Origin of the sequence: Hydrogenophaga sp. (genome assembly GCF_036675665.1) — a bacterium.
Lineage (GTDB): Bacteria > Pseudomonadota > Gammaproteobacteria > Burkholderiales > Burkholderiaceae_C > Hydrogenophaga.
Genome location: NZ_JAKFEO010000007.1, coordinates 238,067 through 259,334 on the forward strand (window position 1 = coordinate 238,067; position 21,268 = coordinate 259,334).

Here is a 21,268-nt window from a genome sequence, read left to right on the forward strand (position 1 = left end):
CCCGCAGGCCGCCTTTTCTTCATGCCGTTGCAGCGGCTCAGGCGGTGACGCCTTTGGCCGTGTCGGCGTACTCCGAGATCTGGTCGAAGTTCAGGTACTTGTAGATCTGGCTGCCGTCCTTGTTGATCACGCCCATGTCGGCCTGGTACTCGGCCACGGTGGGGATGCGACCCAGCTTGGACGCAATGGCCGCCAGCTCGGCCGAGGCCAGGTACACGTTGGTGTTCTTGCCCAGGCGGTTGGGGAAGTTGCGCGTGGAGGTGGAGACCACGGTGGCGCCTTCGCGCACCTGCGCCTGGTTGCCCATGCACAGCGAGCAGCCCGGCATCTCGGTGCGCGCACCGGCGGTGCCGAACACGCCGTAGTGGCCTTCCTTGGTCAGCTCGGCCGCGTCCATCTTGGTGGGTGGGGCGATCCACAGCTTCACCGGGATGTCGCGCTTGCCTTCGAGCAGCTTGGAGGCGGCACGGAAGTGGCCGATGTTGGTCATGCACGAACCGATGAACACCTCGTCGATCTTCGCGCCGGCCACTTCGCTCAGCAGCTTGGCGTCGTCCGGATCGTTCGGGCAGCACAGCACGGGCTCGTTGAGATCGGCCAGGTCGATCTCGATCACGGCGGCGTACTCGGCGTCCTTGTCGGCTTCGAGCAGGCTCGGGTTGGCCAGCCAGGCTTCGACCTTTTCGATGCGCCGCGCCAGCGTGCGGGCGTCGGCATAACCGTCGGCGATCATGTTCTTCATCAGCACGACGTTGCTGGTGAGGTATTCCTTGATCGGCTCGGGGTTGAGCTTGACCGTGCAGCCAGCGGCGGAACGCTCGGCCGAAGCGTCGGAGAGTTCAAACGCCTGCTCCACTTTCAAATCAGGCAGACCTTCGATTTCAAGAATGCGGCCGGAGAACACGTTCTTCTTGCCCGCCTTCGCCACGGTCAGCAGACCGGCACGGATGGCGTACAGCGGAATCGCGTGCACCAGGTCGCGCAGGGTGATGCCAGGCTGCATCTGGCCCTTGAAGCGCACCAGCACCGACTCGGGCATGTCCAGCGGCATCACGCCGGTGGCCGCGCCAAACGCCACCAGGCCGGAGCCGGCGGGGAAGCTGATGCCGATCGGGAAACGGGTGTGCGAGTCGCCACCGGTGCCCACGGTGTCGGGCAGCAGCAGGCGGTTGAGCCAGCTGTGGATCACGCCGTCACCGGGACGCAGGGACACGCCGCCCCGGTTGCTGATGAAGGCCGGCAGATCGCGGTGGGTCTTCACGTCCACCGGCTTCGGGTAGGCCGCGGTGTGGCAGAAGGACTGCATCACCAGATCGGCGCTGAAGCCCAGGCAGGCCAGGTCTTTCAACTCGTCGCGCGTCATGGGGCCGGTGGTGTCCTGGCTGCCCACGGTGGTCATCTTGGGCTCGCAGTAGGTGCCCGGGCGCACGCCCTGGCCTTCGGGCAGGCCGACCGCGCGGCCCACCATCTTTTGCGCCAGCGTGAAGCCGGCCTTGGTCGCCACGGGCGTGGTCGGCAGTCGGAACAGCGTGGAGGCCGGCAGGCCCAGGAACTCACGCGCCTTGGCGGTGAGCGAGCGGCCGATGATCAGGTTGATGCGGCCACCGGCACGCACTTCGTCGAACAGCACGTCGCTGCGCAGCTGGAACTCCACCACCGTGGCGCCACCCTTGGTGATCTTGCCGTCGTAGGGGTGGATGTCGATCACGTCGCCCATCTCGAGCTTGCTCACGTCGACTTCGATCGGCAGCGCGCCCGAATCTTCCTGCGTGTTGAAGAAGATCGGCGCGATCTTGCCGCCGAGCGTGACGCCACCGAAGCGCTTGTTCGGCACGAAGGGAATGTCCTGGCCGGTGGCCCAGATCACGCTGTTGGTGGCGGACTTGCGCGAGGAACCGGTGCCCACCACATCGCCCACGTAGGCGACCAGGTGGCCGTTCTTCTTGAGGGTGTCGATGAACTGCATCGGGCCGCGCTTGCCGTCTTCTTCGGGCTTGAAGGCCGCACCTTCGCGCGTGTTCTTCAGCATGGCCAGGTAGTGCAGCGGAATGTCCGGGCGGCTCCAGGCGTCGGGCGCGGGCGAGAGGTCGTCGGTGTTGGTCTCGCCGGGCACCTTGAACACGGTCACGGTGATCGTCTTCGGCACTTCGGGGCGCGAGGTGAACCACTCGGCGTTGGCCCAGCTCTCGATCACTTCCTTCGCCTTGGCGTTGCCGGCCTTGGCCTTCTCGGCCACGTCGTTGAAGAAGTCGAACATCAGCAGCGTCTTCTTCAGGCCTTCGGCCGCCACCGCGGCCACATCGGCCTGGTCGAGCAGGTCGATCAGCGGGTGCACGTTGTAGCCGCCCACCATGGTGCCCAGCAACTCGGTGGCCTTGGCCTTGGAGACCAGTCCCACGGCGATGTCACCATGCGCCACGGCGGCCAGGAAGCTGGCCTTGACCTTGGCGGCGTCGTCCACGCCGGGAGGCACACGGTGCGTGAGCAGGTCCAGCAGGAAGGCGTCTTCCCCCGCGGGCGGCGCCTTGACCAGTTCGATCAGGTCGGCGACCTGCTTCGCATCCAGCGGCAATGGTGGAATGCCCAGTGCCGCGCGTTCGGCGGTGTGGGCGCGGTAGTCGGTGAGGAAGGTGGTGGACATGGCGATCTCCAGAGGGAAGTGGTGTGCGTGGGGGTCGGAAAACAGATGGAAACAGGGCAAGCAAGCTCAATGCCGCGGTGCGACCGGCTCGTCGAAACAGCTCTGCACGGTGCCGGGCAGTGACAGGCCGGTGTGGTGCGCGCGCTCCAGCACCTGCCAGAAATAGCGGTAACTCGCCCGATCGTGCAGGCGGCCTTCGAACTGAACCGGCGCCCAGTCGGCGGCCATGGCGCATTCAATGAGCGCCGCAGCGGTGTCGACCTCGCGCTCCGAGGGTGCGAACGCGGCCAGGATGGGGCGGATCTGATCGGGGTGGATGCTCCACATGCGGGTGTAGCCGAGCTCAATGGCGGCCGTCTTCGCGGCGTTCTGCAGCGCGGCCAGGTCCTTGAACTCGGTGACCACGCAGTGCGAGGGCACCTTGCCGTGCGCATGGCAGGCCGAGGCGATGTCCAGCTTGGCGCGCAGCACCAGCGGGTGGCTGAACTGGCCGGCCACGCTCATGCCGTCGGCGGGGATGGCCCCGCCATGCGCCGAGACAAAGTCCATCAGGCCAAAGCTCAGACTCTGCACGCGCGGGTGGGCCGCGATGTCGAAGGCGCGATGCACGGCGGCGGGCGACTCGATGAGCACGTGCAGCGGCAGTGCCTGCGCGCCTGCCGCATCCAGTGCCGCAACGGCGCGCTGGACATCGGCCACCGACTCGACCTTGGGCACCATCAGGTGCGCGAGGCGTTGGCCCGCGCGGCCGGCAATGGTGGCCACGTCGGCGTCGAACGCCGGGTGATCCACCGGGTGCACGCGCACGGCCACACGGGCATCGGGGGCGGCGGCCAGCGCCAGTTCGGTGACAAGCGAGGCATGTTCGGCCTCGCCGCCCACGGGCGCGCCGTCCTCGCAGTCGAGCGTCACGTCGAACACACAGGTGCCGAACTCTTCGGTCATCTCGGCCTGCAGCTGCAGGCTCTTCTTCATCCGCGCCTCCACCCCGCTGTAGTGGTCGCAGACCGGCAGCGCGAACGCGCCGGCCTGAGCACCCAGCAGGATGGAACGGGGATGGGTCACTGCGCGGTTACCAGGCAGTTACAGCAGGTGCTTCACGCCGTCCTGCTCGCCTTGCAGCTCGGCCAGGGTCTTGTTGATGCATTCCTGCGAGAAGGCGTCGATGTCCAGGCCTTCAACCACCTTGTACTCACCGTTCTCGCAGGTAACGGGGAAGCCGAACATGATGTCCTTGGGAATGCCGTACCAGCCCTGCGAAGGAATGCCCATGGTGACCCATTCGCCGTTGGTGCCCAGCGCCCAGTCGCGCATGTGGTCGATGGCGGCGTTGGCAGCCGATGCGGCAGAAGACAGGCCACGCGCTTCGATGATGGCGGCGCCGCGCTTGCCCACGGTCGGCAGGAACACGTCCTTGTTCCAGACCTGGTCGTTGATCATGTCCTTGACCGAAGCGCCGTCGATGGTGGCGAAGCGGTAGTCGGCGTACATGGTGGGCGAGTGGTTGCCCCACACGGCCAGTTTCTTGATGCTGGCCACGGCCTTGCCGGTCTTGGCCGCGATCTGGCTCAGGGCGCGGTTGTGGTCCAGGCGCAGCATGGCGGTGAAGTTGCCCGGATTGAGGTCGGGTGCGCTCTTCATCGCGATGTAGGCGTTGGTGTTGGCCGGGTTGCCGACCACCAGCACCTTGACGTTGCGCGAGGCCACGGCGTTGAGCGCCTTGCCCTGGGCGGTGAAGATGGCACCGTTGATGGCCAGCAGCTCGGCGCGCTCCATGCCGGCTTTGCGAGGCATGGAGCCGACCAGCAGCGCGTAGTCGGTGCCCTTGAACGCGGTCATCGGGTCGCTGTGCGCTTCCATGCCCACCAGCAGCGGAAACGCGCAGTCTTCCAGTTCCATCATCACGCCCTTGAGCGCCTTTTGCGGCCCATCCACCGGCACTTCCAGCAGTTGCAGGATCACGGGCTGGTCTTTGCCCAGCATTTCGCCGGAGGCGATGCGGAACAGCAGGGCGTAACCGATCTGGCCAGCGGCGCCTGTGACGGCAACACGAACGGGCTTCTTGTGCATGGTGAGAACTCCAGAATGAGACGAGGAAGGGGATGGGGTTGGGGAGGGAACACCCCGAGACAAAGGCGACAGAAGCGGGCGGATGTCGCGCCGCAGGTGAGTCAAGGTCAGGCGAAGAGTGTACCCTCGCAAACCCTGATACGTCAATTTGTCTTATGTCTTATATAAGATATGATTCGCCATTCGTGCGCGGCCTCCGGGCGCACCCAAAAACCATGGCCACGACCCCCCTCAGCACCTCAGACGCATCACCGCACGACGGCCGCCAGGCAGCCGACGTTGGTGCGCTTGAGCACTCCGCACCGGCCTTCAGCCCGCTCTATCAGCAGATCAAGACGCTCATCCTGCGCAGCCTGCAGGCCAGCGAGTGGAAGCCCGGCGACATGATCCCGAGCGAATTCGACCTGGCGGCCCGTTACAAGGTGAGCCAGGGCACGGTGCGCAAGGCGATCGACGAACTCGCCACCGACAACCTGTTGGTGCGCCGACAGGGCAAGGGCACCTTTGTCGCCACGCATTCCGAGCAGCACATCCAGTACCGCTTTTTGCGCCTGCTGCCAGATACCGGCTCTCTGGAGGACCAGGGCCCGGCAGAGCGTCGCATCATCGAATGCCGCCGCCTGCGCGCGCCCGCCGAAGTGGCGCGCCAACTCGCTCTGCGCACCGGTGACCCGGTGCTACAGGTCAAGCGCGTGCTCACTTTTGCCCAGGTGCCGGCCATCCTCGAAGAACTCTGGCTGCCCGGCGTGCCGTTCAAGGGCCTGACCATCGAGACCCTGTCTGACGACAAGGGGCCGATGTATGCCCTGTTTGAAGCCCAGTTTGGAGTGCGCATGGTGCGCGCGGTGGAGAAGATCAAGGCCGTCGCGGCCGACAGCGAGAGCGCGAACCTGCTCGGCGTGGCCGAAGGCTCTCCGCTGCTCAGCGTCGAGCGATTGGCATTCACGTACAACGACACCCCGATGGAACTGCGGCGCGGCCTGTACCGAACCGACGCCCGTCACTATCGCAATGAACTGAGCTGAGGCATGCGGTGCTATGTCCTTGATAGCCCCGCACGTGCACTCGGTGTCAGCCTGACGATTGGTGCATTGCAATAGAATTTGACACTCGGTGGCTCCGGTTACCAACGCGTTACACCACCGACATCCCCTTCCCCGCACCCCTTCTGCGCAAGAAAGTCCCCACCATGACCGAGTTGACCAAAAAGCGGCCCGAGTTCCGCAACATCAACGCATTCAAGGATCTCACCACCTACCGCCTGCCCCCCGCAGGCTGGGTCTCGATCCTTCACCGCGCCAGCGGTGGCCTGATGTTCATCCTGTTGCCCCTGATCGTCTGGCTGTTCGACACCTCGGTGTCCTCAGAGATTTCCTTCGAACGGTTCAGCGCGGCCTTCTCGGCGGGCCTGGGCTTCGTGCCGGGCTGGTTCTTCAAGCTCGTGGTGCTGGCCCTGATCTGGGCCTACCTGCACCATCTCATTGCCGGTGTGCGCCACCTCTACATGGACGCGCGCCACGCCGTCACCAAGGAATTCGGCAAGTCCTCCGCCATCTTCACGCTGGTGGTCAGCATCGGCCTGACCGTGCTGCTCGGCGCCAAGCTGTTCGGCCTTTACTGATCCCGCGAACCCACCCAAGGACCCACAAGATGTCTGTCAACTACGGTTCCAAGCGCGTCGTCACCGGCGCCCACTACGGTCTGCGCGACTGGCTGGCCCAGCGCATCACCGCCGCCATCATGGCTGTGTTCACCCTGATCCTGCTGGTGCAGGTGCTGTTCACCAGCGGCCCCCTGGGCTACGACGGTTGGGCCGGCATCTTCGCCGCCCAGTGGATGAAGGCCCTGACCTTTGCCGTCTTCCTCGCCCTGACCTACCACGTGTGGGTCGGCATGCGCGACATCTGGATGGACTACGTCAAGCCCGCGGGCATCCGCCTGGTGCTGCACGTGTTCACCATGGTTTGGCTCCTGTCCTGCCTGGGCTGGGCTGTTCAAGTTCTCTGGAGGCTCTGAAGCAATGACCGCAACCGCAAATCTTCCCAAGCGTCAGTTTGACGTTGTCATCGTCGGAGCCGGCGGCTCCGGCATGCGCGCCTCGCTGCAGCTGGCACGTGCCGGCCTCAAGGTGGCCGTGCTCTCCAAGGTGTTCCCCACACGCTCGCACACCGTGGCCGCGCAAGGCGGCATCGGCGCCTCGCTCGGCAACATGAACGAGGACAACTGGCACTACCACTTCTACGACACCATCAAGGGCTCCGACTGGCTCGGCGACCAGGATGCGATCGAGTTCATGTGCCGCGAAGCGCCCAAGGTCGTGTATGAGCTCGAGCATTTCGGCATGCCGTTCGACCGCAACCCCGATGGCACCATTTACCAGCGTCCGTTCGGCGGCCACACCGCCAACTACGGCGAAAAACCCGTGCAGCGCGCCTGCGCCGCGGCCGACCGCACCGGCCACGCCATGCTGCACACGCTCTACCAGCAGAACGTGCAAGCCCGCACCACCTTCTTCGTCGAATGGATGGCACTGGACCTGATCCGGGACGCCAGCGGCGACGTGCTCGGCGTGACCGCGCTGGAAATGGAAACCGGCGAGACCTACGTCCTGGAAGCCAAGACCACCTTGTTGGCCACTGGTGGCGCAGGCCGCATCTTCGCGGCGTCCACCAACGCCTTCATCAACACCGGTGATGGCCTGGGCATGGCGGCACGCGCCGGCATCCCGCTCGAAGACATGGAGTTCTGGCAGTTCCACCCCACCGGCGTGGCCGGCGCCGGTGTGCTGCTGACCGAAGGCTGCCGTGGCGAAGGCGCCATCCTGCTCAACAGCGAAGGCGAGCGCTTCATGGAGCGCTACGCGCCCACCTTGAAAGACCTGGCACCGCGCGACTTCGTCAGCCGCTGCATGGACCAGGAGATCAAGGAAGGTCGCGGCTGTGGTCCCAACAAGGACTACGTGCTGCTCAAGCTTGATCACCTGGGCGCGGAAACGATTCACAAGCGCCTGCCCTCGGTCTACGAGATCGGCGTGAACTTCGCCAACGTGGACATCACGCGCGAGCCCATTCCCGTCGTGCCCACCATCCACTACCAGATGGGTGGCATCCCGACCAACATCAATGGCCAGGTCGTCACCCCCGACGGTCAGGGCAACCAGGCCGTGGTCAATGGCCTCTACGCCGTGGGCGAATGCTCATGCGTGAGCGTGCACGGCGCCAACCGCCTGGGCACCAACTCGCTGCTGGATCTGCTGGTGTTCGGCCGCGCGGCCGGCAACCACATCGTGCAGTTCAACGACAAGAACAAGACGCACAAGCCGCTGCCGGCCGACGCCGCCGACAAGACCCTGGCGCGCCTGGCCCGGCTGGACAACACCACCGGCGGCGAATACGCACAGGACGTGGCCAACGACCTGCGCGCCGCGATGCAGCAGCATGCCGGCGTGTTCCGCACCCAGGCCAGCATGGACGAAGGAGTCTCCAAGATCAACGCCATGCGCGCAAGGGTCAACAACATCGCGCTCAAGGACAAGTCCAAGGTCTTCAACACCGCCCGCATCGAAGCGCTGGAAGTGGAAAACCTGATCGAATGTGCCCAGGCCACCATGACCTCGGCCGCCGCTCGCCATGAGTGCCGCGGTGCGCACACGGTCAACGACTACGAGCGCCCCGCCGATGACGCGCAGTTCCCGCTGGGCCGCAACGATGCGGAGTGGATGAAGCACACGCTCTGGCACAGCGCCGACAACAGCCTGAGCTACAAGGCTGTCAACCTCAAGCCCCTGACCGTGGCGTCGGTTCCGCCCAAAGTGCGCACCTTCTGAAGCCTCTTCATTCCGAACCCACGACGCACGGAGAAAAAACACCATGGCCAAACGCACATTCAAGATCTACCGCTACGACCCCGAAAAGGACGCCAAGCCCTACATGCAGACCATCGAGGTGGAACTCGACGGCCACGAGCGCATGCTGCTCGACGCGCTGGGCAAGCTCAAGGCGGTCGATCCCTCCATCTCGTTCCGCCGCTCGTGCCGCGAAGGCGTGTGTGGCTCGGACGCCATGAACATCAACGGCAAGAACGGACTGGCATGCCTGACCAACATGAACACGCTGCCGGGCGTGATCACGCTCAAGCCGCTGCCCGGCCTGCCCGTGGTGCGCGACCTGATCGTGGACATGACGCTGTTCTTCAAGCAGTACAACAGCATCAAGCCGTACCTGATCAACGACACCGTGCCGCCTGAAAAGGAGCGCCTGCAGAGCCCCGAAGAGCGCGACGAGCTCAACGGCCTGTACGAGTGCATCCTGTGCGCGAGTTGCTCCACGAGCTGCCCCAGCTTCTGGTGGAACCCGGACAAGTTCGTCGGCCCCGCTGGCTTGCTGCAGGCCTACCGCTTCATCGCCGACAGCCGCGACCAGGGCACGGCCGAGCGTCTGGACAACCTCGAAGACCCATACCGCCTGTTCCGCTGCCACACCATCATGAACTGCGTGGACGTCTGCCCCAAGGGCCTGAACCCCACCAAGGCCATCGGCAAGATCAAGGAAATGATGGTGATGCGCTCCATCTGAGTGCGTTGACCACCCTGCCATGAACGCCGCAACCCTCCCCGACCAACCTCACGAAGCAATGCTTGACGCGTTGCTGGACGAGCGCGCCCTGAGCAAGCTCCGGTGGCGTTGCCGGCGTGGACTGCTGGAAAACGATCTATTCATCGAGCGCTTCTTCGCTCGGTACGAATCTGGCTTGACGGTTCGTCAAGCCGATGCCCTGGGACTGCTGATGGACCTGTCCGACAACGATCTCCTCGATCTGTTGCTTGGCCGCAAAGCACCCCTGGACGATCTGGCCCGTGACGACGTCACCCGTGTGCTGGGCATGCTTCGTGCAACCTCGCAATCCGCTTAAGCCATTCCCACAAGAAGGAACCCGAATGAAACTCGTTGACAACAAAGCCACCCTGTCGTTCTCCAACGGCAGCCCCAGCGTGGATCTGCCGGTGTACGCCGGCAGCATCGGCCCGGATGTCCTGGACATCCGCAAGCTGTACGCGCAGACCGGCATGTTCACCTATGACCCGGGCTTTTTGTCCACCGCCTCTTGCCAGTCGGCCATCACCTACATCGATGGCGACAAGGGCGAGTTGCTGTACCGCGGTTACCCCATCGAGCAGCTCGCCACCCAGTGCGACTACCTCGACACCTGCCACTTGCTGCTCAACGGTGAATTGCCCAACGAGGAAGAGCGCAAGGCCTTCCACAAGCTCGTCATCAACCACACCATGGTCAACGAGCAGATGCAGTTCTTCCTGCGCGGTTTCCGCCGCGACGCCCACCCGATGGCCGTGCTCACGGGTCTGGTCGGCGGCCTCTCGGCCTTCTACCATGACAGCACCGACATCAACAATCCGAAGCACCGGGAAATCGCCGCGATCCGCCTGATTGCCAAGATGCCCACACTGGTGGCCATGTCGTACAAGTACGGCATCGGACAGCCCTACATGTACCCGAAGAACGACCTGAGCTACTCGGGCAACTTCCTGCGCATGATGTTTGGCACACCGTGCGAAGAGTACGTGGTCAACCCGGTGCTCGAGCGCGCGCTTGACCGCATCTTCATCCTGCACGCCGACCACGAGCAGAATGCGTCCACTTCCACCGTGCGCCTGTGCGGTTCGTCGGGCACCAACCCCTTTGCAGCCATCGCCGCCGGCGTGGCCTGCCTGTGGGGCCCCGCCCACGGCGGTGCCAACGAGGCAGCCCTGAACATGCTGGAAGACATCCAGCGCAGCGGCGGCGTGTCCAAGGTCGGCGAGTTCATGGAAAAGGTCAAGGACAAGAACTCCGGCGTCAAACTCATGGGCTTTGGCCACCGCGTCTACAAGAACTACGATCCGCGCGCCAAGCTCATGCAGGAAACCTGCAACGAGGTGCTGCAGGAGCTGGGCCTGGAAAACGACCCCCTGTTCAAGCTGGCCAAGGAGCTGGAGAAAATCGCCCTGGAAGACGAGTACTTCGTCTCGCGCAAGCTCTACCCCAACGTGGACTTCTACTCCGGCATCGTGCAGCGCGCCATCGGCATCCCGGTCAACCTGTTCACCGGCATCTTCGCGCTGGCCCGCACGGTCGGCTGGATTGCCCAGCTCAACGAAATGATCGGCGACCCCGAGTACAAGATCGGCCGTCCACGCCAACTCTTCACCGGCTCGCCCCGCCGCGACATCAAGCCCCTGGCCAGCCGCTGACAGGTGCCCGCCTTCTGAAGAAGCCCGCCACCAAGCGGGCTTTTTTTTCGCCCGCGCCTTCGCGGGACGGCAACCCGGACATCGTGCTTCAAGATGTCAAGCCGCCAACAACTGGAGGAAAATCCCTCTTCGCATCTCGAAACGAGAAGCCACAACCCCATGCTCTCCGAACGCAACTTCGCCCGTCAGATCGACCTCACCTCGCTGCAGCTCTTCGTCGCCGTGTGCGAGCTGGGCAGCATCGGCCGTGCGGCCGAACGGGAGTTCATCGCCGCGTCGGCCATCAGCAAACGCCTGTCGGACCTCGAAGGCACGCTGGGCACCACGCTGCTGCACCGCCACACGCGGGGCGTGCGCCTGACGCCCGCCGGTGAAGGGCTGCTCCACCACGCGCGCGCCGTGCTGTACGGACTGGAACAGATGCAGGTCGAGCTGGCCGAATACGCCGACGGTGTGCGCGGCCATGTGCGGGTGCATGCCAGCATCTCGGCCATCGTGCAGTTCCTGCCCGAGGACTTGGGCGCCTTCGCGCGCCTTCACCCGCAGGTCAAGATCGATCTGGAGGAACACCTCAGCCCCGAGGTGCTGCGCGCTGTGCAGGAAGGCGCCACCGACCTGGGCCTGTGCAATGGCGCGATGGGCACCGGCGGTCTGCAGAGCCTCCCCTACCGACGCGACAGCCTGGTGCTGGTGGTACCGCATGGGCACGCGCTGGCCAGCGATGGGCCGGTGGCGTTCGAAGCCTCCCTGCCCTTCGACCATGTGGGCCTGCATGCCAACAGCTCCATCCACCTGGCCACGCACCAGGCGGCGACCCAGGCCGGCACCACCGTGCGCGTGCGCATCCGTGTGACCGGCCTTGATGCGATGTGTCGCATGATCGCCAACGGTCTGGGCGTGGGCGTCATGCCCGCGCGCGCCTTTGAACTGCTCCACACGGGCGAGGTGTTGCAAGCGGTGCCACTGACCGACACCTGGGCCCAGCGCCAACTGGCGCTGGTGGCGCGCGACTTCTCCAGCCTGCCCGCCACCGCGCGCCTGCTGGTCGATCACCTCACCGCCGACGCAACCCCGCAAGCCGCATAAAATCATCGCTCTACAAAAGGCCCCACGCCATGCCACGCACGCTCTACGACAAGATCTGGGACGAACACGTCGTCCACACCGAAGAGGACGGCACGTCCGTGCTCTACATCGACCGGCATCTGGTGCACGAAGTCACCAGCCCGCAGGCGTTTGAAGGACTGCGTCAGGCTGGCCGCAAGGTCTGGCGCGTGAGCTCGGTGGTCGCCACCGCAGACCACAACACGCCCACCACCGGCTGGGAACTGGGCTACGACGGCATCACCGACCCGATCAGCAAGGAACAGATCACCACGCTGGACAGCAACATCGCCGAGTTCGGCGCTGCGGCGTTCTTCCCCTTCATGTCCAAGCGCCAGGGCATCGTGCACGTGATCGGCCCCGAAAACGGCGCCACCCTCCCCGGCATGACGGTGGTCTGCGGCGACAGCCACACCTCCACCCACGGCGCGTTCGGCGCGCTGGCCCACGGCATCGGCACCAGCGAAGTCGAGCATGTGCTCGCCACGCAGACCCTTCTGGCCAAGAAGGCGAAGAACATGCTGGTTCGCGTGGACGGGCAACTCCCCAAGGGCTGCACCGCCAAGGACATCGTGCTGGCCATCATCGGCAAGATCGGCACCGCCGGTGGCACCGGCTACACCATCGAGTTCGGCGGCTCGGCGATCCGGGCGCTCAGCGTCGAGGGCCGCATGACGGTCTGCAACATGGCCATCGAAGGCGGCGCGCGCGCCGGCCTGGTGGCGGTGGACGACAAGACCATCGAATACGTCAAGGGCCGCCCGCTCTCGCCCACCGGGGTGGAATGGGACCAGGCGGTTGCCTACTGGAAGACCTTGCAGTCCGACGTCGACGCGACGTTTGACGCTGTCGTCGAGCTGGATGCCTCGAAGATCGTGCCGCAAGTGACCTGGGGCACCTCGCCCGAAATGGTGCTGGGCATCGACGGCAACGTGCCCGATCCCGATCGCGAAAGGGACGCGAACAAGCGCGGCGCCATCGAGCGCGCCCTGACCTACATGGGCCTGCAACCCGGCAAGGCGCTCGACGACATCTTTGTCGACAAGGTCTTCATCGGTTCATGCACCAACAGCCGCATCGAGGACATGCGCGAGGCGGCTGCCGTGGTCAAGAAGCTCGGCCAGAAGGTCGCAAAGAACGTCAAGCTCGCGCTGGTGGTTCCCGGCTCCGGGCTGGTGAAGGCGCAGGCCGAACGCGAAGGCCTGCACGAAATCTTCAAGGCCGCCGGCTTCGAGTGGCGCGAGCCGGGCTGCTCGATGTGCCTGGCCATGAACGCCGACCGGCTCGAGCCCGGCGAGCGCTGCGCCTCCACCAGCAACCGCAATTTCGAAGGCCGCCAGGGAGCGGGCGGCCGCACGCACCTCGTGTCCCCCGCCATGGCCGCCGCGGCCGCGGTGCACGGCCACTTCGTGGACGTGCGCACCATCGCCTGACCTTCCGCCCGACAACCACCTTCAGGAGACCCCAATGAAACGCATCGCATGGATCGCAACGGCCTTCGCCCTCTCGCTGACGCTGGCCGCGTGCAACACCTGGTCCGGCGTCAAACAGGACGCCAAGGAGGTCGGCACAGCCGCTGGCAAAGGCATTGAAAAGGCCGGCGAGAAAATTCAGGGCGTCGCCAAGTAACGCCCGCGGACCACATCATGCAGAAATTCACCCTCCACAAGGGCCTGGTGGCCCCGATGGACCGCGAGAACGTCGACACCGACGCCATCATCCCGAAGCAGTTCCTGAAGTCCATTCGCAAGACCGGCTTTGGTGAGAATCTGTTTGATGAATGGCGCTACCTCGACAAAGGCGAACCGGGACAAGATCCGACCAGCCGCAAGCCCAACCCCGACTTCGTGTTGAACCAGCCGCGCTACGCGGGTGCGTCGGTGCTGCTGGCGCGCAAGAACTTTGGTTGTGGATCCAGCCGCGAGCACGCGCCCTGGGCCATCGACCAGTTCGGCTTTCGCGCCATCATTGCGCCGAGCTACGCTGACATCTTCTTCAACAACTGCTTCAAGAACGGCCTGCTGCCGATCCAGTTGCCCGAAGCCCAGGTCGCGCAGTTGTTCGACGAAGTTGCGGCCTTCCCCGGCTATGAGTTGACTGTCGATCTGGAGCGCCAGGTGATCGTCAAACCGCAAGGCGAAGAACTGCCGTTCGAGGTGCAGGCGTTCCGCAAGTTCTGCCTGCTCAACGGCCTGGACGACATCGGGCTCACGCTGCGCTACAAGGACAAGATCGCGGCGTTCGAAGCCGAACGCCTGGCGACCAAGCCCTGGCTCGCGCACACGATGCCGGTTGCCTGACCCCCCGTCGCTTGCTCACTTCGTGTAGCCGCATCCCCCCTCAAGGGGGCAACACCTGCGGCCCGGCAAAGCCGGTTCCGCGGTGTTTCTGAATCTCCTTCTTCTACTTCCAACATGAAAATCGCAGTTCTTCCGGGTGACGGCATCGGTACCGAAATCGTCGCCGAAGCCGTCAAGGTCCTTGACGCACTCGACCTCCCTTTCGAGATGGAATCGGCCCTGGTTGGTGGCGCGGCCTACGAGGCGCACGGCCACCCGCTGCCTGAATCGACCCTGAAACTCGCCATGGATGCCGACGCCGTGCTGTTTGGCGCCGTGGGCGACTGGAAGTACGACAAGCTCGACCGCCCGCTGCGCCCGGAGCAGGCCATCCTGGGCTTGCGCAAGCACATGGGCCTGTTCGCCAATTTCCGCCCCGCCATCTGCTACCCCGAACTGGTGGGTGCCTCCAGCCTCAAGCCCGAGATCATCTCTGGTCTGGACATCCTCATCATCCGCGAACTCACCGGCGACATCTACTTTGGGCAACCACGGGGGCGTCGCGTGGCCACCGATGGCCATTTCCCCGGTGCCGAAGAAGCCTTCGACACCATGCGCTACAGCAAGCCGGAGATCGTGCGCATCGCGCACGTGGCCTTCCAGGCGGCACGCAAGCGCAGCAAGAAGGTCACCAGCGTCGACAAGGCCAACGTGCTGGAAACCTTCCAGTTCTGGAAAGACGTGGTGACGGAAGTGCATGCCGAGTACCCTGACGTCGAACTCGAGCATATGTACGTGGACAACGCCGCCATGCAATTGGTGCGCGCGCCCAAGAAATTCGACGTGGTCGTCACCGGCAACATGTTCGGCGACATCCTGTCCGACGAGGCGTCCATGCTCACCGGCTCCATCGGCATGTTGCCCTCGGCTTCGCTGAACACAAAGAACCAGGGCCTGTACGAACCCAGCCATGGCAGCGCACCCGACATCGCCGGCAAGGGCATTGCCAATCCACTGGCTACAATACTGTCCGCTGCCATGATGTTACGTTTTTCACTCAACCAGTCCGACGCTGCCGACCGCATTGAACGTGCGGTCAGCAGCGTGCTTGCGTCTGGCCTGCGCACGACCGACATCTGGTCTGAGGGCACCACGAAAGTCAGCACCCGCGACATGGGTGATGCGGTCGTGGCGGCCATCACCAAAACCATTACCAAGGGCTGATCCAGCTCCGGTTCGTCACGCCCCTCCCCGGCACGACGAGCCGGGGCTCAAAAGGTTTTTCAACTTTGAAAGGGCGTTGACATGAAACTCGTAGGACTCGTTGGATGGCGCGGCATGGTCGGTTCCGTGCTGATGGACCGCATGGTCGCGGAAAGCGACTTCGACCTGATCGAGCCGCTGTTTTTCTCCACCTCCAATGCCGGCGGCAAGGCCCCTGCGATGGCGAAAAACGAAACCACACTGCAGGATGCGCACGACATCGCCGCCCTCAAGCGCTGCGACATCATCGTCACCGCACAGGGTGGTGACTACACCAGTGACGTGTTCCCCAAGCTGCGCGCCGCGGGCTGGAACGGCCATTGGATCGACGCCGCCTCAACCCTGCGCATGGACAAGGACGCGGTCATCATCCTGGACCCGGTCAACCTGCCCGTGATCAAGACCGCCTTGAGCAGCGGTGGCAAGAACTGGATTGGCGGAAACTGCACCGTAAGCTGCATGCTCATGGGCGTGGGCGCGCTGTACAAGGCCGGTCTGATCGAGTGGATGAGCACACAGACCTACCAAGCCGCATCGGGCGGAGGTGCGCAACACATGCGCGAACTGCTCACGCAGTACGGCACGCTCAACGCCGAAGTGAAGTCGCTGCTGGACGACCCCAAGAGCGCGATCCTCGAAATCGACCGCAAAGTGATCGCCAAGCAACGCGCGCTCACGGACACAGAGACGGTCAACTTCGGCGTCCCGCTGGGCGGTTCGCTGATCCCCTGGATCGACAAGGACCTCGGCAACGGCATGTCCAAGGAAGAGTGGAAGGGCATGGCCGAGACCAACAAGATCCTCGGCATGGGCGAGGGCTTCAGCGCGCCGGCCATTCCTGTGGACGGCTTCTGCGTGCGTGTGGGTGCCATGCGCTGCCACAGCCAGGCCCTGACCTTCAAGCTCAAGAAGGACGTGCCTCTGGCCGATATCGAAGCCATGATCGCGGCCGACAACGCCTGGGTCAAAGTGGTGCCGAACACGCGCGAGGCCACGATCAAGGACCTGACTCCGGTGGCCGTGACCGGCACCATGACGATTCCGGTCGGTCGCATCCGCAAGCTGGCCATGGGTCCCGAATACCTGGGCGCATTCACCATTGGGGACCAGCTACTGTGGGGCGCAGCCGAGCCACTTCGCCGCATGTTGCGAATCCTGCTCGACGCGTGAACCCGCTGGTCGGGCGCATGGGTGGCGCGGCATGGAAATATGTGGAAATGATTCGTTGCAAGTCAGCAACGTAAATTCAAGGGCCAAACACGACAGGCGGTGGGCTGGGAAACTCAAGCGGATTCTCAGCTTGTCACCGTAATCCGTTGATGTTAAGGTCAAAATTAGGTTTTTTCCTTCGAGGTCCAAGTGCCATTCAAACCCCGCCCTACCCCATTCCAATCGGCGCGCCAGGTGCGACAAATCACCGGGTTTGGTGGCTTGCAAGCAATCGCCGCGGCCGCCTTGCTGTGTGCCACGCTCACACACCATGGTGCTGCTCAAGCGTTGGCGTTGGGTCGAGTGGTCGTGCAGTCTGCACTCGGCGAACCCCTGAGAGCGGAGATCGACGTTCCCGACATCAACGCTGAAGAAGCGGCGAGCCTACGGGTGGGACTGGCATCACCCGAGACCTTTCGCGGCTCCGGAATGGAGATGAACGCGGCCCTGGCCGGACTGCAGATTTCGCTGCAAAAGCGCGCCGATGGTCGGTCATTCCTTCGACTGACCAGTCCTCGCCCGGTGAACGAACCTTTCGTGGACTTGATCGTGGAAGCCAATTGGGCATCTGGTCGGATCGTTCGCGACTACACCCTTCTTTTTGATCCGCCCAACCTGCGCCCCGCGCCTCAGCCCGCGCCTGTTGCACCCGGTGTGAGTTCACCGCCCGCATCCACACGTGCCCAGCCAGTGCTGCCCAGCACGCCCCTGCCGCCTGCGGCGCAAGCCACACCGGCACCTTCGGTGAGCCGCCCTGCAGCTCCTGCACCGGCAGCACCTGCACAGCCCCCACGCGCAACTCCAAGCCAGGCGCCCATCGGCTCCACCGGTGGCGGACAAGTGCGCGTCCAGGCAGGCGATACCGCCGGCCGCATTGCAGCAGCCAACAAGCCGGCCAACGTGTCGTTGGACCAGATGCTCGTTGCCATGCTTCGCTCCAGCCCGAACGCATTCATCGGTGGCAATGTCAACCGGATCAAGGCCGGCGCGGTGGTCGATCTCCCGACTGCCGATCAAGCGGGGGCGGTCAGCGCGGGTGAGGCTCGGCAAACCATCGCGGCCCAAAGCCGTGATTTCAACGATTTCCGTCGGCGTCTGGCCGGTGCTGCACCGGAGGCCGAGGTTGGCGCTGCAGATCGCCAGGCGGCCGGACGCGTGCAGGCTGAAGTGAAAGACGCGGCGCCTGCAGCGCCCGCTGCGGACAAGCTCACGCTGTCCAAAGGGGCGACACCCGCGCAGACTGCCAGCGAAGAACAGATCGCCAAGGATCGCCAGGCCAAGGAAGCATCGAACCGCGTGGCCGAACTCTCGCGCAACATCGAAGAGCTGTCCAAGCTCGGCACGCCTGCGCCTGGAGCCACGGCGCCTGCAGCTACCGCTCCGGCTGCGACGCCCGCCGCACCGGCAACGCCTGCCTCGCCGAGCAGCACAGCGCCGGCAGTGACCGCCGCAACGCCAACGCCAACGCCAACGCCAACGCCCGACGCCGCCACGCCGACGACGCCGCCAGCTGCACCGCCAGTGGCTGCTGATGCACCCGCTCCAGCCCCCACTCCAACGCCATCCCCCCAGGCACCTCCACCGGCACCCGTGCCGCTGCCAGACGAGCCTTCGTTCATCGATCAATTGCGGGACAACCCCTTGATGCTGCCGCTGGCCGGCGGCCTGCTGGCGCTGCTGGCTGGCTTCGGCATCTACCGCATGCGCCAGCGCAAAGGTGGCTCCAGTGTCGACAGCTCGTTCCTGGAAAGCCGGTTGCAACCCGACTCCTTCTTCGGATCCAGCGGTGGGCAGCGCATCGACACGGCAGAGTCCGTCGCCTCCGGATCTTCAATGGTGTATTCACCCAGCCAACTCGACGCGGCCGGCGATGTGGACCCCGTGGCGGAGGCGGATGTGTACCTCGCCTACGGACGCGATCTGCAGGCCGAGGAGATCCTCAAGGAAGCGATGCGCAGCACGCCGACCCGCGTGGCCATTCACAACAAGCTGTTGGAGATTTACGCCAAGCGGCGCGACGCCAGGGCCTTCGAGGTGGTGGCGACCGAAGCTTTCGGGCTGACGCAAGGCCAGGGCCCCGAGTGGGATCGAGCATGCGAACTGGGCAAGGAACTGGATCCGAACAACCCCCTGTACCAGCCGGGTGGCAAACCGATCACCAAATCTGGCGCCGTGGAAAGCTTCGTGGGTGCCGGTGCCAACACCATGCCGTTCGCAAGCAGCACGATGTCAGATTCTTCAGGTGCTCAGGCCTCGGGCACGGGCGACCTCGATCTTGATCTCGATCTGGACTTCTCGCTGGACGAAGAACCCCAACCGGAAGAACACATCGACGCGGCGCCGGCCGATAGGGCGCGCGACGCGGCCATGTCGGACATGGGAGACCTGCAGTCCACGGAAGCATTGACCAGCCAAGCCGCTGAGACGTCCGGTCCGTCATCCATGTCGATGGACTTCGACCTCGACTTTCCGTCGCAACCCGATCACCTGCAGACCTCGGTGTTGAACGCGACCCCAGCGCCCGGAGATGCCTCCCCTGCCATGCAGGCCGCTCAGGACGCGCCCACTTTCGACATGAGCGAGGAAACACCGGATTTCGGTCTCGACATGGACTTTCCCGCCGAAGCGATTTCTCCAGCGCCCGCGACGAAAGCTTCCCTGGCGGGCTCACCCGAGTTGATGACGTTTGATCTGAACGACCTCAGTCTCGATCTGGACTCACCAGCGGAGGACACCCATGCCTCCGGCGAAGGTTCGGGCCAGGAGAATCCCCTGGAAACCAAGCTCTCGCTGGCCGAGGAATTCCGCGCGATTGGTGACTTCGAAGGTGCGCGATCGTTGGCCGAAGAAGTGCTGGCGGAAGCGTCTGGCTCGCTCAAGACGAAAGCTGGCACTTTTCTGGCCGATCTGGCTTGAACCGCTCAGCCAACCACGAACCGAACCCCTCGGACCAGCGACAGACCTCGCGGAATTCCGTGCCTGACCTGACTCGCATCGCCTTGGGTGTGAGCTACAACGGCCGGGCCTACGAAGGCTGGCAGAGCCAGCTGGGGGGTCGAACCGTGCAGGACAAGCTGGAGCAGGCCCTCACCAGCTTCGGGGCCGTCGAGCCCATCAAAACCCTGTGCGCGGGCCGCACCGACTCAGGCGTGCACGGTCTCATGCAGGTGGTGCACTTCGACACCTCGCTGAATCGTGACGAAAACGCCTGGGTACGGGGCACCAACAGCTTCTTGCCCCCCGACATTGCGATCCAGTGGGCGCGTCACGTCGACAGCAGCTTCCACGCTCGCGGCAGCGCACGCTCGCGCCGCTATGCGTACGTGCTGCTCGAGTCCCCCGTGAGACCCAGCGTGGACGCTGGTCAAGTGGGCTGGGTGTTTCGTCCCATGACCCTGGAGCCCATGGTGCAAGCCGCGCAGGCGCTGGTGGGTGAACACGATTTCTCCTCCTTCCGTGCCGCCCAGTGCCAGGCCCATTCGCCGGTCAAGCACCTGATGCGCGCCGAGGTCACGCGCCGCGGCGCCTACTGGCGCTTCGAGTTCGAGGCGTCGGCATTTCTTCACCACATGATCCGCAACATCATGGGCTGCCTGATCGCCATCGGCAATGGCAGCCATCCACCCGAGTGGATGACGGAGGTGCTGCTGGCTCGCAGCCGGGACGTGGCCGCCCCCACCTTTTCCCCTGACGGCCTGTATTTCCTCGGACCGGTCTACGATCCGGCCTGGGGCTTGCCACAACGCACGCCCACCTTCGACTGGTTGCCATGAGCACTCACCGCACCCGCATCAAGATCTGCGGCCTCACGCGCGAGGTCGATGTGGACGCGGCCGCCCGCGCTGGCGCCGATGCCGTGGGCTTCGTGCTGTACGACAAGAGCCCGCGCCACGTCACGCCCGAGCGCGCTGGCGAACTTGCTCGGCGCCTGCCGCCCTTCGTGACGCCAGTGCTGCTGGTCGTCAACGCCAGCCCTGAACACATCCAGCGGGGTTGCGCTGAAGTGCCCAACGCCTTGCTGCAATTCCACGGTGACGAGTCGCCCGCCGATTGCCTGGCAACAGGCCGGCCCTTTGTGCGCGCGGCACGCATACCCGCAGGATCCGCTGGGCATGACTTCGATCTCCTAAAATACGCCTCTGACTTCTCAGCAGCCCAGGCCATCTTGCTCGACGCACACGTCGAAGGCTACGGCGGTGGCGGTCAATCCTTCGACTGGACGGCATTTCCTTGGTCACATCCGCTTCTAAACGCCAGCTCTCGCCTCGTTTTGTCTGGTGGACTCACGCCTGCAAACGTGACCGATGGCATCACGTGCGTGCGGCCCTGGGCCGTTGACGTGAGTTCAGGCGTCGAGGTGTCCAAGGGCATCAAGAGCCCGGACCTCATGAACGCCTTCGTCGCTGCCGTTCGGGCAGCCGATGAACACCTTTCCCGCCTGCCCTGATCGTTCCC

19 protein-coding genes are annotated in these 21,268 nt (G+C 64.5%); 16 read left to right on the forward strand and 3 right to left on the reverse strand.

The genetic code is table 11. From position 1 onward, the window contains the following. Nucleotides 1-37: 37 nt before the first annotated feature. From acnB to V6M63_RS03905, 3 genes are all read right to left on the reverse strand, one after another. Nucleotides 38-2,641, reverse strand: coding sequence for a bifunctional aconitate hydratase 2/2-methylisocitrate dehydratase (acnB, locus tag V6M63_RS03895; RefSeq protein WP_332739655.1), 2,604 nt, complete (start codon nt 2,639-2,641; stop codon nt 38-40). 66 nt (nt 2,642-2,707) lie between these two features. After that, nucleotides 2,708-3,724 (reverse strand): HpcH/HpaI aldolase/citrate lyase family protein, encoded by a 1,017-nt coding sequence (locus V6M63_RS03900; protein WP_442909540.1) that lies wholly within the window; start codon nt 3,722-3,724, stop codon nt 2,708-2,710. Continuing rightward, nucleotides 3,725-4,711 (reverse strand): malate dehydrogenase, encoded by a 987-nt coding sequence (locus tag V6M63_RS03905; RefSeq protein WP_332739659.1) that lies wholly within the window; start codon nt 4,709-4,711, stop codon nt 3,725-3,727. Between the two features lie 215 nt (nt 4,712-4,926). On the opposite strand from V6M63_RS03905, the gene V6M63_RS03910 reads away from it, so the two are divergent. From V6M63_RS03910 to V6M63_RS03985, 16 genes are all read left to right on the forward strand, one after another. Continuing rightward, on the forward strand, nt 4,927-5,736 hold the full coding sequence (locus V6M63_RS03910; RefSeq protein ID WP_332739661.1) for a GntR family transcriptional regulator: 810 nt from the start codon (nt 4,927-4,929) through the stop codon (nt 5,734-5,736). Between the two features lie 164 nt (nt 5,737-5,900). Further along, on the forward strand, nt 5,901-6,332 hold the full coding sequence (gene sdhC, locus V6M63_RS03915) for a succinate dehydrogenase, cytochrome b556 subunit (protein ID WP_056271458.1): 432 nt from the start codon (nt 5,901-5,903) through the stop codon (nt 6,330-6,332). A gap of 29 nt (nt 6,333-6,361) precedes the next feature. Beyond that, the gene (gene sdhD / locus V6M63_RS03920) at nt 6,362-6,727 is read left to right on the forward strand and encodes a succinate dehydrogenase, hydrophobic membrane anchor protein (protein WP_332739664.1); all 366 of its coding nucleotides are present in this window, start codon (nt 6,362-6,364) and stop codon (nt 6,725-6,727) included. A gap of 4 nt (nt 6,728-6,731) precedes the next feature. Then, nucleotides 6,732-8,537 (forward strand): succinate dehydrogenase flavoprotein subunit, encoded by a 1,806-nt coding sequence (gene sdhA / locus V6M63_RS03925; RefSeq protein ID WP_332739666.1) that lies wholly within the window; start codon nt 6,732-6,734, stop codon nt 8,535-8,537. A 43-nt stretch (nt 8,538-8,580) separates the two neighbouring features. Beyond that, complete coding sequence (locus V6M63_RS03930; protein WP_332739668.1) at nt 8,581-9,285, forward strand: succinate dehydrogenase iron-sulfur subunit; 705 nt, start codon at nt 8,581-8,583, stop codon at nt 9,283-9,285. A 19-nt stretch (nt 9,286-9,304) separates the two neighbouring features. Beyond that, nucleotides 9,305-9,622, forward strand: a complete 318-nt coding sequence (locus V6M63_RS03935; protein ID WP_442909529.1) for an FAD assembly factor SdhE — start codon at nt 9,305-9,307, stop codon at nt 9,620-9,622. 25 nt (nt 9,623-9,647) lie between these two features. Continuing rightward, a complete protein-coding gene (locus tag V6M63_RS03940; protein ID WP_332739670.1) occupies nt 9,648-10,958 on the forward strand; it encodes a citrate synthase in 1,311 nt (436 codons plus the stop codon). Nucleotides 10,959-11,117: 159 nt separating this feature from the next. Next, nucleotides 11,118-12,044, forward strand: coding sequence for a LysR family transcriptional regulator (locus tag V6M63_RS03945; protein ID WP_332739671.1), 927 nt, complete (start codon nt 11,118-11,120; stop codon nt 12,042-12,044). Between the two features lie 29 nt (nt 12,045-12,073). Further along, nucleotides 12,074-13,495 carry a 3-isopropylmalate dehydratase large subunit gene (gene leuC / locus V6M63_RS03950; protein ID WP_332739672.1) on the forward strand — a complete coding sequence of 474 codons (1,422 nt, stop codon included), beginning with the start codon at nt 12,074-12,076 and terminating at the stop codon, nt 13,493-13,495. A gap of 34 nt (nt 13,496-13,529) precedes the next feature. Continuing rightward, the gene (locus tag V6M63_RS03955; RefSeq protein WP_332739673.1) at nt 13,530-13,691 is read left to right on the forward strand and encodes an entericidin EcnAB; all 162 of its coding nucleotides are present in this window, start codon (nt 13,530-13,532) and stop codon (nt 13,689-13,691) included. A gap of 17 nt (nt 13,692-13,708) precedes the next feature. Beyond that, the gene (gene leuD, locus V6M63_RS03960; protein ID WP_332739674.1) at nt 13,709-14,362 is read left to right on the forward strand and encodes a 3-isopropylmalate dehydratase small subunit; all 654 of its coding nucleotides are present in this window, start codon (nt 13,709-13,711) and stop codon (nt 14,360-14,362) included. A 114-nt stretch (nt 14,363-14,476) separates the two neighbouring features. Further along, nucleotides 14,477-15,565, forward strand: a complete 1,089-nt coding sequence (gene leuB / locus V6M63_RS03965) for a 3-isopropylmalate dehydrogenase (protein WP_332739675.1) — start codon at nt 14,477-14,479, stop codon at nt 15,563-15,565. 81 nt (nt 15,566-15,646) lie between these two features. Further along, the gene (asd, locus tag V6M63_RS03970; protein WP_332739676.1) at nt 15,647-16,774 is read left to right on the forward strand and encodes an aspartate-semialdehyde dehydrogenase; all 1,128 of its coding nucleotides are present in this window, start codon (nt 15,647-15,649) and stop codon (nt 16,772-16,774) included. Between the two features lie 234 nt (nt 16,775-17,008). After that, on the forward strand, nt 17,009-19,729 hold the full coding sequence (locus V6M63_RS03975; protein ID WP_442909530.1) for a FimV/HubP family polar landmark protein: 2,721 nt from the start codon (nt 17,009-17,011) through the stop codon (nt 19,727-19,729). Nucleotides 19,730-19,797: 68 nt separating this feature from the next. After that, entirely contained in the window at nt 19,798-20,586 is a 789-nt protein-coding gene (truA, locus tag V6M63_RS03980) for a tRNA pseudouridine(38-40) synthase TruA (protein ID WP_332740133.1), read from the forward strand. Then, a complete protein-coding gene (locus tag V6M63_RS03985; RefSeq protein ID WP_332739680.1) occupies nt 20,583-21,260 on the forward strand; it encodes a phosphoribosylanthranilate isomerase in 678 nt (225 codons plus the stop codon). Before truA ends, V6M63_RS03985 begins: the two co-directional genes overlap by 4 nt. Nucleotides 21,261-21,268: the final 8 nt, after the last annotated feature.